The organism is Streptomyces sp. NPDC051555 (genome assembly GCF_044454405.1).
Taxonomy (GTDB): domain Bacteria; phylum Actinomycetota; class Actinomycetes; order Streptomycetales; family Streptomycetaceae; genus Streptomyces.
The window spans coordinates 265170-280385 of the sequence record NZ_JBITDP010000009.1; the positions used below are offsets into that span (position 1 = coordinate 265170).

Annotated in this window: 13 protein-coding genes and 1 riboswitch; of the genes, 9 read left to right on the forward strand and 4 right to left on the reverse strand. The window is 70.2% G+C overall.

All coding sequences use genetic code 11. From position 1 onward, the window contains the following. Nucleotides 1-47: 47 nt before the first annotated feature. From ACIBEA_RS20860 to gcvT, 4 genes are all read right to left on the reverse strand, one after another. Entirely contained in the window at nucleotides 48-1721 is a 1674-nt protein-coding gene (locus tag ACIBEA_RS20860) for an APC family permease (protein ID WP_399262917.1), read from the reverse strand. A 177-nt stretch (nucleotides 1722-1898) separates the two neighbouring features. Further along, the gene (gene glyA / locus ACIBEA_RS20865) at nucleotides 1899-3155 is read right to left on the reverse strand and encodes a serine hydroxymethyltransferase (RefSeq protein WP_399262918.1); all 1257 of its coding nucleotides are present in this window, start codon (nucleotides 3153-3155) and stop codon (nucleotides 1899-1901) included. Between the two features lie 15 nt (nucleotides 3156-3170). Further along, on the reverse strand, nucleotides 3171-3554 hold the full coding sequence (gcvH, locus tag ACIBEA_RS20870; RefSeq protein WP_399262920.1) for a glycine cleavage system protein GcvH: 384 nt from the start codon (nucleotides 3552-3554) through the stop codon (nucleotides 3171-3173). A 139-nt stretch (nucleotides 3555-3693) separates the two neighbouring features. After that, nucleotides 3694-4809 (reverse strand): glycine cleavage system aminomethyltransferase GcvT, encoded by a 1116-nt coding sequence (gene gcvT, locus ACIBEA_RS20875; RefSeq protein WP_399262922.1) that lies wholly within the window; start codon nucleotides 4807-4809, stop codon nucleotides 3694-3696. Nucleotides 4810-4973: 164 nt separating this feature from the next. Further along, nucleotides 4974-5074, reverse strand: a riboswitch (glycine riboswitch). Between the two features lie 309 nt (nucleotides 5075-5383). On the opposite strand from gcvT, the gene ACIBEA_RS20880 reads away from it, so the two are divergent. From ACIBEA_RS20880 to ACIBEA_RS20920, 9 genes are all read left to right on the forward strand, one after another. Next, nucleotides 5384-6055, forward strand: coding sequence for an AAA family ATPase (locus ACIBEA_RS20880; RefSeq protein WP_399263001.1), 672 nt, complete (start codon nucleotides 5384-5386; stop codon nucleotides 6053-6055). Between the two features lie 90 nt (nucleotides 6056-6145). Continuing rightward, the gene (locus tag ACIBEA_RS20885) at nucleotides 6146-6880 is read left to right on the forward strand and encodes an enhanced serine sensitivity protein SseB (protein WP_399262924.1); all 735 of its coding nucleotides are present in this window, start codon (nucleotides 6146-6148) and stop codon (nucleotides 6878-6880) included. 85 nt (nucleotides 6881-6965) lie between these two features. Further along, the gene (locus ACIBEA_RS20890) at nucleotides 6966-7706 is read left to right on the forward strand and encodes an enhanced serine sensitivity protein SseB C-terminal domain-containing protein (protein ID WP_354379993.1); all 741 of its coding nucleotides are present in this window, start codon (nucleotides 6966-6968) and stop codon (nucleotides 7704-7706) included. Nucleotides 7707-8282: 576 nt separating this feature from the next. After that, nucleotides 8283-9275: an ABC transporter permease gene (locus ACIBEA_RS20895; RefSeq protein ID WP_399262926.1), complete on the forward strand. Its 993-nt coding sequence runs from the start codon at nucleotides 8283-8285 to the stop codon at nucleotides 9273-9275. A 24-nt stretch (nucleotides 9276-9299) separates the two neighbouring features. Further along, the gene (locus tag ACIBEA_RS20900; protein WP_399262928.1) at nucleotides 9300-11090 is read left to right on the forward strand and encodes an ABC transporter substrate-binding protein; all 1791 of its coding nucleotides are present in this window, start codon (nucleotides 9300-9302) and stop codon (nucleotides 11088-11090) included. Nucleotides 11091-11207: 117 nt separating this feature from the next. Beyond that, the gene (locus ACIBEA_RS20905) at nucleotides 11208-12209 is read left to right on the forward strand and encodes an ABC transporter permease (RefSeq protein WP_385779579.1); all 1002 of its coding nucleotides are present in this window, start codon (nucleotides 11208-11210) and stop codon (nucleotides 12207-12209) included. Continuing rightward, nucleotides 12206-13300, forward strand: coding sequence for an ABC transporter ATP-binding protein (locus ACIBEA_RS20910; protein WP_399262930.1), 1095 nt, complete (start codon nucleotides 12206-12208; stop codon nucleotides 13298-13300). The genes ACIBEA_RS20905 and ACIBEA_RS20910 overlap by 4 nt, the downstream gene beginning before the upstream one ends. 14 nt (nucleotides 13301-13314) lie before the next feature. Then, nucleotides 13315-14382, forward strand: coding sequence for an ABC transporter ATP-binding protein (locus tag ACIBEA_RS20915; RefSeq protein WP_399263003.1), 1068 nt, complete (start codon nucleotides 13315-13317; stop codon nucleotides 14380-14382). Between the two features lie 155 nt (nucleotides 14383-14537). Then, entirely contained in the window at nucleotides 14538-15194 is a 657-nt protein-coding gene (locus ACIBEA_RS20920) for a trimeric intracellular cation channel family protein (protein WP_399262932.1), read from the forward strand. Nucleotides 15195-15216: the final 22 nt, after the last annotated feature.

Here is a 15216-nt window from a genome sequence, read left to right on the forward strand (position 1 = left end):
AACGCGGTGAGGTGAACGGCTCGGCTGTCGGACGGGTCACAGAAGGGTCAGGCGTGCGACAGCTCACGTCCCCGCTCGTCGGCGGCGGGCCGCTCCGCGGCGAGCTCGGCCGCGTCGGGGTCGGCGTCGAGCACCGGGTCCGGGCCCGGGAGCCCGTCCCGGTGGGCCTTGATGCCGGCCCGCACGGCCCAGTAGTAGACGGCGAGGGCCATGCCCGCGACCAGGGCGATGTCCAGGCCGTCCGGGATCCGGCCGGTGCCGCCGAAGTCGGTGCTGCCCAGGTAGGACAGCAGGGACAGGCAGCCCAGGAAGACGACGATCCACCAGGCCGGGGCGAACTGCTTGACCAGGTCCTTCTCGCCCTTGCGGGCCAGTACGACCGCCGCGATCGGGGCCGCCACCAGGGTCAGCGCGGTCACGATGCCGGTGTTCGGCCACTTCGACCAGTACAGCGCGCAGGCCGCGAAGACGAAGGTCAGCGGGCACAGCACGGCCGCCAGGGGCAGCCGGAAGGGCCGCTTGAGGCCGGGCTTGGTGACCCGGAAGACGCCGACCGCGATGGGGCCGATCAGGTAGGAGATGACCATGGCGGCCGAGATGATCGGGGCCAGGGTCTTCCAGCTGTGGCCGACGGTGACCAGCAGCAGGACGGAGAAGCCGAGGTTCAGCCACATCGCGGGCCGGGCGGTGCCGTAGACGGGGTGGGTCTGCTTGAGCTTCTTGGGGAAGAAGCCGGTCTCGGAGAGGTTCTGCACCATGTACGCGGCCGAGGCCACGTTCGCGATGTTGGAGCCGGCGGGCGAGATGAAGGCGCCGAACTGGAGCATCACCACGACCCAGTGGATCATCAGCAGCTTGGCGAGTTCGGCGAAGGGGGAGTTGAAGTTCACTCCGGCCCAGCCGCCGGCCTGCGCGAGGTGCTCGGGCGGTACGGCGCCCAGGAAGGCGGCCTGCAGGGCCAGGTAGATGACCAGGCCCAGCGACAGCGCGCCGACGAGGGCGATCGGGATGGCGCGGCCGGGGTTCTTGGCGGCCCCGCCGAGGTTGACCACGGCCTGGAAGCCGTTGAAGGCGAAGACCACGCCGGAGGTGGTGACGGCCGTCAGGACGGCGGACCAGCCGTTCGGCGCGAAGCCGCCGTGCGCGGTGAAGTTCTCGGTGTGGAAGCCGGAGGCGACCAGCGCGATCACGGCCAGCACCGGGATGGCGAACTTGACCAGGGTCAGCCCCGCGTTGATCCGGGCCAGCAGCTGGACCGACCAGTAGCAGGACAGCCACAGCAGCACGGTCAGCGCCAGGGCGACCAGCATGCCGAAGGTGGTCAGCTGGTGGGACTGGGCGTCGACCAGGTCCTTGGCCCAGCCGAAGCTCCAGGAGGACATGTACTGGGTCGCGGCGATCGACTCGATCGGGATGAGCGAGGCCACCGCGATCCAGACCGCCCAGCCGGTGATGAAGCCCAGCACCGGACCGTGCGAGAGGTGGCCGTAGCGGGCCATGCCGCCCGGGATCGGATAGGCGGCGCCCACCTCGGCGTAGGACATGGCGATCATGCCGATGAAGACGGCGCCGATCACCCAGGCGACGAGCGCCGCCGGGCCCGCGACCTGGGCCGCCGTACCCGCTCCGAAGAGCCAGCCGGAGCCGAAGATCGAACCGATGCCGATCATGATCAGCGCGAAGAGACTGAGTCCCTTCCTGTTCGCTGCGCTCATGTCCATGAGATGGGGTGTCCGTCCTGACGGGGGATGCCTGGCTGGCTGCTGCCGCGCCTTTACATGAAGCCTATTTGCCGTAATTTGGCTATTTCATAGGCAGAAAGGCACGCCCGTCTGGGACCTTGGTCGCCAAAGAGGGCCCGGGCCTGTGGAAAACAGGGCCGGACCCTCCGGGCGTGGCTAGAGCGACGGGTACAGCGGGAACTTCGCGGCGAGCGCGGAGACGCGCGCCTTGAGGTCCTCGGCGTCGAACTCGGGCTTCAGCGCGGCGGCGATGACCTCGGCCACCTCGGTGAAGTCCTCGGCGCCGAAACCGCGGGTGGCCAGGGCCGGGGTGCCGATCCGCAGGCCCGAGGTGACCATCGGCGGCCGCGGGTCGTTCGGGACGGCGTTCCGGTTGACCGTGATGCCGATCTCGTGGAGCCGGTCCTCGGCCTGCTGGCCGTCCAGCTCGGAGTCGCGCAGGTCGACCAGGACCAGGTGGACGTCCGTACCGCCGGAGAGCACCGAGACGCCGACCTTGGTGACGTCCTCCTGCACCAGGCGCTCGGCGATGATCTTCGCGCCCTCCAGGGTGCGCTCCTGGCGCTCCTTGAACTCGGGCGAGGCCGCGACGAGGAAGGAGACCGCCTTGGCCGCGATCACGTGCTCCAGCGGGCCGCCCTGCTGACCCGGGAAGACCGCGGAGTTGATCTTCTTGGCCAGCTCCTGCGTGGACAGGATCACGCCACCGCGCGGACCGCCGAGGGTCTTGTGCGTGGTGGTGGTGACGACGTGGGCGTGCGGCACCGGGTTGGGGTGCAGGCCCGCGGCGACCAGACCGGCGAAGTGCGCCATGTCGACCATCAGGTACGCGCCGACCTCGTCCGCGATGCGGCGGAAGGCGGCGAAGTCCAGCTGGCGCGGGTAGGCGGACCAGCCCGCGACGATCATCTGCGGCTTGGACTCCTTGGCGAGGCGCTCGACCTCGGCCATGTCCACCCGGCCGGTCTCGTCGACGTGGTACGGGACCACGTTGTAGAGCTTGCCGGAGAAGTTGATCTTCATGCCGTGGGTCAGGTGACCGCCGTGGGCCAGGTTCAGGCCCATGATCGTGTCGCCCGGCTTCAGCAGCGCGAACATCGCGGCCGCGTTGGCCTGCGCACCGGAGTGCGGCTGCACGTTCGCGGCCTCGGCGCCGAAGAGCGCCTTGATGCGGTCGATCGCGATCTGCTCGACCACGTCGACGTGCTCGCAGCCGCCGTAGTAGCGGCGACCGGGGTAGCCCTCGGCGTACTTGTTGGTCAGGACCGAGCCCTGGGCCTCCATGACGGCGACCGGAGCGAAGTTCTCCGACGCGATCATTTCCAGGGTCGACTGCTGGCGCACGAGTTCGGCGTCGACGGCGGCGGCGACGTCCGGGTCGAGTTCGTGCAGCGGGGTGTTGAGAACAGACATCAGGATCCCCTGGGGTCAGTTGTCGGAGTGGGTGAGCTCGGCGTACTGCTCCGCGCTGAGCAGGTCTTCCGGCTCGCCCGCGAGGCGCACCTTGAACAGCCAGCCACCCTCGAACGGAGCGGTGTTGACCAGCGCCGGGTCGTCCACGACGTCCTGGTTGGCCTCGACGACCTCGCCCGTGACGGGGGAGTACAGGTCGCTGACGGACTTGGTCGACTCCAGCTCGCCACAGGTCTCGCCCGCGGTCACCTGGTCGCCCACGGCGGGCAGCTGTGCGTAGACGACGTCACCGAGCGCGTTGGCCGCGAACTCCGTGATGCCGACCGTCGCGACGCCGTCCACGGCGTCCGACAGCCACTCGTGCTCCTTGCTGTAACGCAGCTGCTGGGGGTTGCTCATGACCTGATTCTCCTGGATGCGGGGGAGTGCTGATGAACAGGGGTGTGACGAGGCACGACGCCCGGCGCGAGGTGCGCCGTGACGTCCGCCGTGGTGTCCGTCGTGGTGCGCGGAGCGGGCTTCCCGATGGGGGGAAGCGTCACTTCTGACGCTTGTAGAACGGCAGGGCCACGACCTCGTACGGCTCATGCGTACCGCGAATGTCCACGCCGACGCCGGAGGTGCCCGGTGCGGCGTGCGACGCGTCGACGTACGCCATCGCGATCGGCTTGCCCAGCGTCGGGGACGGGGCGCCCGAGGTGACCTCGCCGATGACCTGGCCGTCGGCCACGACCGGGAACCCGGCGCGCGGGACCCGGCGGCCCTCGGCGATCAGGCCGACGAGCTTGCGCGGGGCCGCGGAGGCGGCGCGCTCGGCGGCGGCCTCCAGGGCGGCGCGGCCGACGAAGTCGCCCTCCTTCTCGAACTTCACGACCCGGCCCAGGCCCGCGTCGAACGGGGTCAGCGCGGTCGTCAGCTCGTGCCCGTACAGCGGCATGCCCGCCTCCAGGCGCAGCGTGTCGCGGCAGGACAGGCCGCAGGGGATCAGGCCGACGCCCTCGCCCGCCTCGGTCAGCGCCTGCCACAGCTCCACGGCGTGCTCGGGGGAGACGAACAGCTCGAAGCCGTCCTCGCCGGTGTAGCCGGTGCGCGCGATCAGCGCGGGCACCCCGGCGACCGTTCCGGGCAGACCGGCGTAGTACTTCAGCCCGTCGAGGTCGGCGTCGGTGAGCGACTTCAGGATGTCGGGGGACTCCGGCCCCTGGATCGCGAGCAGGGCGTACGCGTCGCGGTCGTCGCGGACCTTGGCGTCGAAGCCGGCGGCGCGCTCGGTGATCGCGTCCAGGACGACCTGGGCGTTGGAGGCGTTGGCGACGACCATGAACTCCGTCTCGCCGAGGCGGTAGACGATCAGGTCGTCGAGGATGCCGCCGTCCTCGCGACAGATGTGCGTGTAGCGGGCGCGGCCGACTCCGACGGTGGAGATGTTGCCGACCAGGGCGAAGTCGAGGACCTTGACGGCCTCGGGGCCGGTCAGCGTGATCTCGCCCATGTGGGAGAGGTCGAAGAGGCCGGCCCGGGTGCGCACGGCGTTGTGCTCGTCGCGCTCGCTGCCGTAGCGCAGCGGCATGTCCCAGCCCGCGAAGTCGGTCATCGTCGCACCGAGGGAACGGTGCAGCGCGTCAAGGGCGGTCAGGCGGGGGGCAGTGCTCATGGGTGTGGCTCCCAGGTCCCGGGGCGTCGACAGGGCATGACATGACGAGGATGATCCTCCCCATCTGTCATCGGAACCTGAGAGGTTCGCCGAGAGTTCCTCGACTTGCACCTTGGGTGGAGCGCACCGGCCAGAAGGCGGTACGGCTCGCTTTTCAGATCTGCCTCATCCACGCGGTACGGGGCCTGAGAGATTCAAGGGAGGGTCTTGCTCCTTCGGCGCCCGGGGTGCGGAGCAACTCCCGGGACTCTCCCGCGCGGATTCAAGCGGCCTTTATGCAGTTGGGTCCAGATGGCGCACATCATTGCACGGCCCGGCCGCGCATGGGGGTGCGGGTCCCGGATGTGACCCGCGCCCCGGCCCGTCCTCCCGCGCCGGCTCCCGATCCGGCGCGATGACCCGACCGGAACCATGTCCGCCGCATTACCGTCTCTTTACACTCAGGGGGCAAGGGTCCTGGTGACCCGATCCGGGGGAGGCGATCACTGTGCGCAGATTCGGCGCGGCAGCGGGGACGACGGCAGGAGCGGCGGCCGGGACGGTGGCGGGAGCGGGTGCGCCGGTGGGTGCGCCGGTGGGCGCCGTACCGGTCCAGCCGGGGCACCGACCACGGGGCACGGCCGCCGATGGAGCGGTCCCCGCGGCCCCCGTGGCCGCCGTGCGGGACCTGCGCGGCCGGGGGAGCGCGAGCCGCGGCCCGGCCCGCCTCGGCTTCGCCGAAGGCGACATCGTCGTCGTGTCCGGCCTGCCCGGCGGCGGCAAGAGCACCCTCATCAAGCGGGCCGTCGCGGGCGGCGGGATCGACTCCCAGGACGCCCGCGAGCGCTGGGAGCGCCGGATGCCCCGGGCGCTGCCGTACGCCGCCTACCGCCCGCTGGTGCGCGCCGCGCACTACTGGGGGCTGTGGCGCGTGCTGCGCTCGGGGGACTCCGCCGTCGTCCACGACTGCGGCACGCAGACCTGGGTACGGGCGCTGCTGGCCGGGGCCGCCCGCCGCCGCGGCCGGGCCCTGCACCTGGTGCTGCTCGACGCCACCGCCGAGGAGGCGCTGGCCGGGCAGGCGGCCCGGGGGCGCGGAGTGTCGACCTACGCCTTCGCCCGGCACCGCGGCGCGGTCACCCGGCTGCTGCGCGAGGCGGAAGCGGGCCGGCTGCCGGCGGGCTGCGCCTCCGCCGTCCTGCTCGACCGGGCGGCGGCGGCCCGGGTGACCCGGATCGGCTTCGGCTCCGGGCCCGGGACGCATTAGCCTCACCGGTGACAGGGCCCACGGGCCGCCGGTCCACGGACCGGCGCCGCGGCGGCCTTCGCGACCGTACGCACACGGGGAGACACGGGCATGCAGGGCAGTGGCTGGCCGGCCAACGAACTCGAAGCGGTCCTGGGCACGGCGATGGGCGACCCGCAGGCCGGACCGCGGATCCTGGAGACCCTGGCCCGCAGTCACGTCTGGGTACCGCTGCCCGCCGGCGGCGGCCCCGACGCGGGGAGCCTGACCCTGGCGACCATGGACATCGGCGGCGACGCCTACGCGCCCGTCTACAGCTCCGAGGCGCAGTTCCTGGCCTGCGTGGGCACGGGCATGGACTTCGTCGTCGCACCCGCCGTCGAGTTCGCCCGCGGCCTGCCCCCGCAGCTCGGCATCGCCGTGAACCCCGAGGGCGCCGTCGGCGTCCCGCTGCCGCCGCCCGCCGTGGCGCTGCTCTGCCGGACCGGCCGCAGCGAGCTGGACGGCCCGGCCACGGGCGGCCGGGTCCGGCTGTACGAGCCGGACTGGCAGGAGGACCCCGTGGACTTCCTGGCCGCCGCCGCCGAGGAGTTCCGGGCCAGCGGGGTGGTCGCCGCCGCCCACCGCTGCCTGGCCAGCGTCGAGGGCGCGGCCCCGCAGCTGTACGTCGGTGTCCGCCTGCTGGGATGGGAACCGGAGCACCGCAACGCCCCGATGGACGCCCTGGGACGGGCCCTGGGGCGGGTCCAACCGCCCTGGCAGGTGCAGTTGATCCTGCTCGACGCGGTCGAGGACCCGGTGGCGGATTGGATCCGTGAGCGCGTGCGCCCGTTCTACCTGCCGTAGTCGCGCTTAAGCTGTTCGCATTGCCCGGACGCACGCGTGGCCCGGGGGTACGCGTGGACGACGGGCGGACGAAGAGGGGTACCGGGTGAGTGCGTCAGGCACGGCCGCGGCCGGGCAGGTCGAGCACATGCTGCGCCAGGTGACACCCGGGCGCTACGACAGCTACGAGCAGCTGCTCCACGGGCTGGCCGAGGGCCGGCTGTGGATGCTGCTGTGGCAGGGGCAGTCCGGCTCGCCGGACGCCCAGTACGGGGGCATGGAGGTGGAGGGGCTCGGTTACGCGCCCTGCGTGACCTCCCCGCAGGAGCTGGCCGCGAGCGGCTGGAACCGCGGCTACGAGGTGGTGACCGGGCGCGACGTCGCCCGCGCCCTCTACCCGGACCGCTGGGGTCTGTGGCTCAATCCGCACGCCCAGGGCGGCGGCCTCGGCATTCCCTGGGCCGACCTGCGTCGGATCGCCACGGGCCTGGACCGGATGCCCGCCGGGCCGCTGCGGCTGTCCGAGCCCTCGATCGAGCTCCCGCAGTTCTACGGACTGCTCACCCAGCACGCCCACCGCACGCCCGCCGTGCGCTCGCTGCGGCGCGCCTGGGTCCAGCCGGTGCTCGGCTCGCCCTACCTCGCCGTGGGCCTCGACCTCTACGACGCCTCCGTGCCCGCGCTGGAGTCGGTGCGCGAGATGATGCGCCAGTCCGTGGGGGCCGTGCCCGAGGGCGTACCGGTGTGCACGGTCGCGCTCGCCGACGAGCACGATCCCGTCGCGATGTGGCTGCGCGCCCAGGCGCGGCCGTTCTACGACCGCGAGGGTCAGGCGCCGGCGTACTGACCACCTGCTGAGACCGCCGTATCAGGCCGCATGGAACCCGCTTCCGTGCGGCCTTTGCGTTGTCCTGATTTGCCCCGTCGCCCGTGTCCAAATAGCACACGAGAAGCGAGAGTTGACCCGGATGTCCGATTGTGTACCGAACGGACGGTCTTGCTCCGCTGAGGGGCCAGCGAAGTCCGGATAGCGGGTCACGGGTCCGCACATCACGGTTGCGCATCCATTCATCTGCGGGTCTGGCGGGTGATCGAGGGCCCCATGAAGACTCCCCACCCAAGAGCCGATCAGTCCTGCTGTTACCCGGCTCGGCATCTGCATTTCACTCTGCACTTCACCTTGCACTTCCAGCGGTTCCTGCACCTCACGCACCACGCAGCACGCGCCACCGAAGCCAACGCACTGAAGCAAACGCAGTCCCCGCAGTACGCGCAGTCCCCGCAGTTCCGTGCACTCCCGTGTGCCGCACGGTCACACCCGGGCGCACAGTCCCACGCACTCCGAGCGCCACTCCGCACCAACGCCGCCACAGCGGCGGGCATGGGCCGACCCACCCGTCGGCCGAGAGGGGTCCCCACCACGATGACGGCACCACTGCATGACACGAGCGCGGAAACGCCCGCTCCCGTGTCCGTAGCCGACGTCCCAGCCAAGGCCATCGAAGGCCGCTCACCCGGCCGCATCGCCTGGATGCGGCTCAAGCGCGACAAGGTCGCGCTCACGGGCGGCATCGTCGTGCTCCTCCTGATCCTGGTGGCGGTGTTCGCGCCGCAGATCGTGAGCCTGCTGGGCCACCCGCCCAACGAGTTCCACGAGGACCTGATCGACCCGAACCTGGGCACGCCGATCGGCTCCTACGGCGGAATGAGTTCCGACTTCCTGCTCGGCGTCGAACCCACCAACGGTCGCGACGTGTTCAGCCGGATCGTCTACGGCGCCCGCATCTCCCTGACCGTCGCCTTCCTGGCGGCCGTCGTCTCCGTGGTCATCGGCAGCCTGCTGGGCACGCTGGCGGGCTTCCTCGGCGGCTGGGTCGACGGGGTCATCAGCCGCGTCATGGACCTGCTGCTGGCCTTCCCGCAGCTGCTGTTCACCATCGCCCTGGTGTCCGTGGTCCCCAACTCCCTGTGGGGGTTCGAGGGTTCGGGTGTCCGGATGGGCGTCCTGGTCCTGGTGATCGGCTTCTTCGGCTGGCCGTACATCGGCCGGATCGTGCGCGGCCAGACGATCTCGCTGCGCGAGCGCGAGTACGTGGAGGCCGCCCGCAGCCTCGGCGCGGGCCGGGCGTACATCCTGTTCAAGGAGCTGCTGCCGAACCTGGTCGCGCCGATCCTCGTCTACTCGACGCTGATCATCCCGACCAACATCCTGACGGAAGCGGCCCTGAGCTTCCTCGGCGCGGGCGTCAAACCGCCCACCGCGTCCTGGGGAAAGATGCTCTCCGACGCCGTCCCCATCTACCAGTTCGACCCCATGTACATGGTGGTCCCCGGTGTGACGATCTTCATCACCGTCCTGGCGTTCAACCTCTTCGGGGACGGTCTGCGCGACGCGCTCGACCCCAAGGGCAACTGATCCGAGTCCTCGACTCATCCACTCATGTCATCCACTCATGGAGGTTGGACAAACGTGATCCGCAGAAAGCAGGCAATCGCGATCACCGCCGTGGTCGCAGCCCTGTCGCTGACCGCCGCGTGCGGTGGCAAGGGCGATGACGGTGCGAAGGACAAGGCCTCCACCGGAGCCGCCTTCGACGCCGCGACCAAGGGTGTCGTCAACGCGTCCGACAAGAAGGGCGGCGAGCTCAAGCTCTGGTCGCCCCAGGACGTCGACTACCTCGACCCGGCGCGCGCCTACTACGGCTTCGTCTGGAACCTGCAGCGCCTGTACATCCGCCAGCTGCTGGCCTACGACAGCAAGCCGGGCAAGGACGGCACCAAGCTGGTCCCGGACCTCGCCGAGGCCCTGCCGGTGCTCAGCAACGACGGCAAGACCTACACGCTGAAGCTCAAGGACGGCGTGAAGTTCGAGGACGGTACGCCGATCACCTCGAAGGACATCAAGTACGGCATCGAGCGCGTCTTCGCGCAGGACGTCCTCTCCGGTGGTCCGACGTACCTGATCGACCAGCTGGACCAGGGCCAGAAGTACCCCGGCCCGTACAAGGACACCGACCCGAACAAGATGGGTCTCAAGTCCGTCCAGACGCCGGACGACAAGACGATCGTCTTCAACCTGGCGAGCGCCAACTCGGACTTCAGCTACCTGCTGGCCATGCCGTCCTCCTCGCCGGTCCCGGTGGCCAAGGACGAGGGCGCCAAGTACACCAACAAGCCCGTCTCCACCGGTCCTTACAAGGTCGAGTCCTTCACCTCGGGCAAGGGCGCCACCCTGGTCCGCAACGAGAACTGGGACCCGAAGACCGACACGATCCGCAAGGCGCTGCCGGACAAGGTCTCCTTCACGGTCACCACCAACCCGGACGACATGGACCAGCGCCTGCTCAGCGGCGACATCGACCTCGCCGTCGACGGCACCGGCGTCCAGCAGGCCGCGAAGAACAAGATCCTGCAGACCCCGGACCTGAAGAAGAACGCGGACAACCCCTTCACGGGCTACATCCGCTACATGGCCTTCCCGCAGACGGTCGCGCCGTTCGACAACATCGAGTGCCGCAAGGCCGTCATCTACGCGGCCGACCCGAAGTCCCTGCAGACCGCCCGCGGCGGCCCGACCAGCGGTGACCTCGGCGCCAACATGCTGCCGCCCGGCGTCCCCGGCTCCGACAAGTCCTACGACCCGTGGGGCCTGACCGCCGGCGCCCCGCAGATCGACAAGGCCAAGGCCGCGCTCGCCGCTTGCGGCCAGCCGGGAGGCTTCAAGACCACCATCGCGGTGCGCAACAACCGCGCCCCCGAGGTCAAGACCGCCGAGTCGCTCCAGGCCGCGCTCAAGGCCGTCAACATCGACGCGACGATCGACCAGTACGACGGCAAGCTCTCCTCCTCCACGATCGGTTCGCCCGAGAACGTGAAGAAGAAGAACTACGGCATCATCGTCATGGGCTGGGGTGCCGACTTCAACAGCGGCGCCGGCTTCCTGCAGCCGCTGGTCGACGGCTCGTTCATCCTGCCGAACGGCAACAACAACTACACGATGCTGAACGACCCCGAGGTCAACGGGCTGTTCAAGAAGGCCGCCGCCGCTGCCACGCCGGAAGCGGCCGCGCCGATCTACACCGACATCAACAAGAAGGTCATGGAGAAGGCGCTCTACCTTCCCATCAACTTCGACAAGGCGCTCATCTACCACAACCCGCGGCTGACGAACGTCTACTTCAACGACTCGATGGGCCGCATCGACCTCGCCACCCTCGGCGTCGTCAAGTAACAGTCGGCACGTGCCTTCACCGCACATGCGCTAGTCCGAAGGGCAGGTGAAGGCCGTTAGGCGGTGGCTGCCGTCCCCACAAGGGGCGGCGGCCACCCGCCGGAGCGGCCGACTGCAGTGCTCGTCTACCTCATCAGGCGGCTGTTCAATGTCGTCGCCACTCTGCTGGTGGTCTCCGTGGTCACCTTTGGCATCTTCTTCGCGGTGCCGAAGATCACCGGGTCCGACCCGGCGCTCATGTACGCCGGCCGCGAGACCAACGAAACCGCCTTGGCGGGCATCCGCGTGAAGATGGGCTTCGACAAGCCCATTTCCGAGCAGTACTTGCTCTTCCTCAAGGGAGTCGTGGCCGGTCGCGACTACGACTCCGGCGTCGAGCAGACGCACTGCCCCGCCCCCTGCTTCGGCTACTCCTTCAAGAGCGAGGCCCCCGTCTGGGAGCTGATGACCAGCCGCATGCCGGTCACCCTCTCGCTCGCCTCGGGAGCCGCCGTCATCTGGGTGCTCGCGGGCGTGGCCACCGGCGTGGTCTCGGCGCTCAAACGCCGAACGGCCATCGACCGAACGGTCATGGTCGGTGCGCTCGCCGGCGTCTCGCTCCCCATCTTCTTCACCGGCATGGTCGCCCCGGCCGTCCTCGTCTACGGCCTCGGCTGGCTGGACGTCTCCAACTACCGCCCCATCACGGAGGATCCGGCGGCCTGGCTCAACAGCATGATCCTGCCCTGGATCACCCTGGCCTTCCTCTTCGCCGCCACCTACGCCCGCATCACCCGCGCCACGATGCTGGAGGTGATGGGCGAGGACTACATCCGTACCGCCCGGGCCAAGGGCCTCACCGAGAGCGTGGTCATCCGCAAGCACGCCCTGCGCTCCACGCTCACCCCGATCGTCACGATGTTCGGCCTCGACCTCGGCGGACTCCTCGGTGGCGCGGTACTGACCGAGACGACCTTCAACTTCCAAGGTCTGGGAACGGCGGCCGTCGCCGCCATCGGCCAGGGCGACCTCCCCGTGATCATGGGGATCACCCTGCTCGCCGCGCTCTTCGTGGTGATGGCCAACCTGATCGTGGACATGCTGTACGCCGTCATCGACCCGCGCGTGAGGCTGACGTGACCGAGACCCCTTCGACCCCTTCCCTCGTGCCCGAGCAGGCGGGTCCCTCGGATCCCGCCCGTGCCTTCCTCTCGGTGCGCGACCTCAAGGTCCACTTCCCGACCGACGACGGCCTGGTCAAGTCCGTCGACGGACTCTCCTTCGATCTGGAGCGCGGCAAGACGCTCGGCATCGTCGGCGAGTCCGGCTCGGGCAAGTCGGTGACCTCGCTGGCCATCATGGGCCTGCACCGCACCGGCAACACCCGCAGCCGCCCGCACATCTCCGGCGAGGTGCTGCTGGACGGCGAGGACCTGGTCCGGGCCGACGCCGACGACGTGCGCAGGCTCCGCGGCCAGAAGATGGCGATGGTCTTCCAGGACCCGCTGTCCGCGATGCACCCGTACTACTCGGTCGGCAAGCAGATCATCGAGGCCTACCGGACCCACCAGAACGTCGACAAGAAGGCGGCCCGCACGCGGGCCATCGAGATGCTCGACCGGGTCGGGATCCCCGAGCCGCACCAGCGGGTGGACTCCTACCCGCACGAGTTCTCCGGCGGCATGCGCCAGCGCGCGATGATCGCGATGGCCCTGGTCAACAACCCCGAACTGCTCATCGCGGACGAGCCGACGACCGCCCTCGACGTCACCGTCCAGGCGCAGATCCTCGACCTGATCCGCGACCTGCAGAAGGAGTTCGGCTCGGCCGTCATCATGATCACGCACGACCTGGGCGTGGTCGCCGAGATGGCCGACGAGATCCTCGTGATGTACGGCGGCCGCTGCGTCGAGCGCGGCAGCGCGGAGCAGGTCTTCTACGAGCCCCGGCACCCGTACACCTGGGGCCTGCTCGGCTCCATGCCGCGCATCGACCGCGACCAGACCGAGCGGCTGATCCCGGTCAAGGGCTCGCCGCCCAGCCTGATCAACATCCCGAGCGGCTGCGCCTTCCACCCGCGCTGCCCCTTCGCCGACGTGCCCAAGGGCGGCGTCACCCGCACCCAGCGGCCCGAGCTGGCCCTGACCAGTGCCGGACACTGGTCCGCCTGCCACATGTCGCAGGAGGACCGGACCCGGATCTGGACCGAAGAGATTGCGCCGAAGCTGTGACCGATACGACGGACGTGAAGAAGACGGCGGAGCAGGCGGCGGGCCGGACCGCGGACGGCGCCGGCACCGCCGAGGAGCCCCTGCTCAAGGTCACCGGCCTGGTCAAGCACTTCCCCATCCACAAGGGGCTGCTGCGCCGCCAGGCCGGGGCCGTGAAGGCCGTCGACGGCATCGACTTCGACGTCCGCCGCGGTGAGACCCTCGGCATCGTCGGCGAGTCCGGCTGCGGCAAGTCGACCATGGGCCGGCTGATCACCCGGCTGCTCGAACCGACCGGTGGCACGGTGGAGTTCGAGGGCAAGGACATCACCCACCTGGGCGTGGGGGCGATGCGGCCGCTGCGCCGTGACGTCCAGATGATCTTCCAGGACCCGTACGGCTCGCTGAACCCGCGCCACACGGTCGGCACCATCGTCGGCGCCCCCTTCAAGCTCCAGGGGGTGCGCCCCGAGGGCGGGCTCAAGGCGGAGGTCCAGCGGCTGCTGTCGCTGGTGGGCCTGAACCCCGAGCACTACAACCGCTACCCGCACGAGTTCTCCGGCGGCCAGCGCCAGCGCATCGGCATCGCGCGGGCCCTGGCGCTGAAGCCGAAGCTGGTCGTCGCGGACGAGCCGGTCTCGGCGCTGGACGTCTCGATCCAGGCCCAGGTGGTGAACCTGCTGGACGACCTCCAGCAGGAGCTGGGCCTCACCTACGTGATCATCGCCCACGACCTGTCGGTCATCCGGCACGTCTCGGACCGGATCGCGGTGATGTACCTCGGCAAGATCGTCGAGTTGACGGACCGCGACTCCCTGTACGCGAGCCCCATGCACCCGTACACCAAGGCGCTCCTGTCGGCCGTGCCGGTCCCCGACCCGCGCCGCCGGGGCGTCAAGAGCGGGCGCATCCTGCTCAAGGGCGACGTCCCCTCGCCGATCTCCCCGCCGAGCGGCTGCCGCTTCCACACGCGGTGCTGGAAGGCGACGGAGATCTGCGGCAAGCAGGAACCGCCGCTGGTGGCCCTCAAGCCGGGCCACGAGGTCGCCTGCCACCACCCGGAGAACGCGGACACCCCGGCCGTGGCCGAGGCTTCCGTCTAACCGGATGCGCCCCTGAGCGCCGGCGAGTCGCGCCGGCGCTCAGGGGTGTTCTCAGCCCCTCCGGCGTTCGAGGAGCGGGGTCCGGGGCGGAGCCCGGCAGTGACCCGCACCCGGGTCGGCGCGGCCCGCCGCCGGGCGCCCGGCACAATGAACCGGTGCCCCACGATCTCTTCCCGCCCGGCGTCCAGCATGCCCTGGACCTCGCGGGCATCTTCGTCTTCGCCACCGCGGGCGCGCTGCTCGCGGTCCGCAAGAACTTCGACGTCTTCGGCATCGCCGTCCTCGCCCTCGTCACCGCCCTCGGCGGCGGACTCCTGCGCGACCTGGTCATCGGCGCCGTCCCCCCGGCCGCCTTCGGCGAGCTGAGCTTCTTCGTCACCCCGCTGGTCGCCGCCGCCCTGGTGTTCTTCCTGCACCCCGAGGTGCAGCGGATCAACCGGGCCATCAACGTCTTCGACGCGGCGGGCCTCGGGCTCTTCTGCGTGACGGGCACGACGAAGGCGTACGAGTACGGCCTCGGGCTGACCGCTTCGGCCGCGCTGGGCCTGGCCACGGCGGTCGGCGGGGGCGTGCTGCGCGACGTCCTGGTCAATGAGGTGCCGTCGCTGCTGCGCGACCGCGAGATGTACGCCGTGCCCGCGATCATCGGGGCCGCGATGGTGGCCGTGTTCATCGCCTTCGACATGCTCAACGCCGTGACCAGTGGCGTCGCGATCGTGACCACCTTCGTCCTGCGGCTGCTGGCGATGCGCTACCACTGGCGGGCGCCGCTGGCCTGGAACCGGCGCTCGTCGGTCCCGGAGGAGCCGTAATCGCCCGGACGGGGAAAGCTAC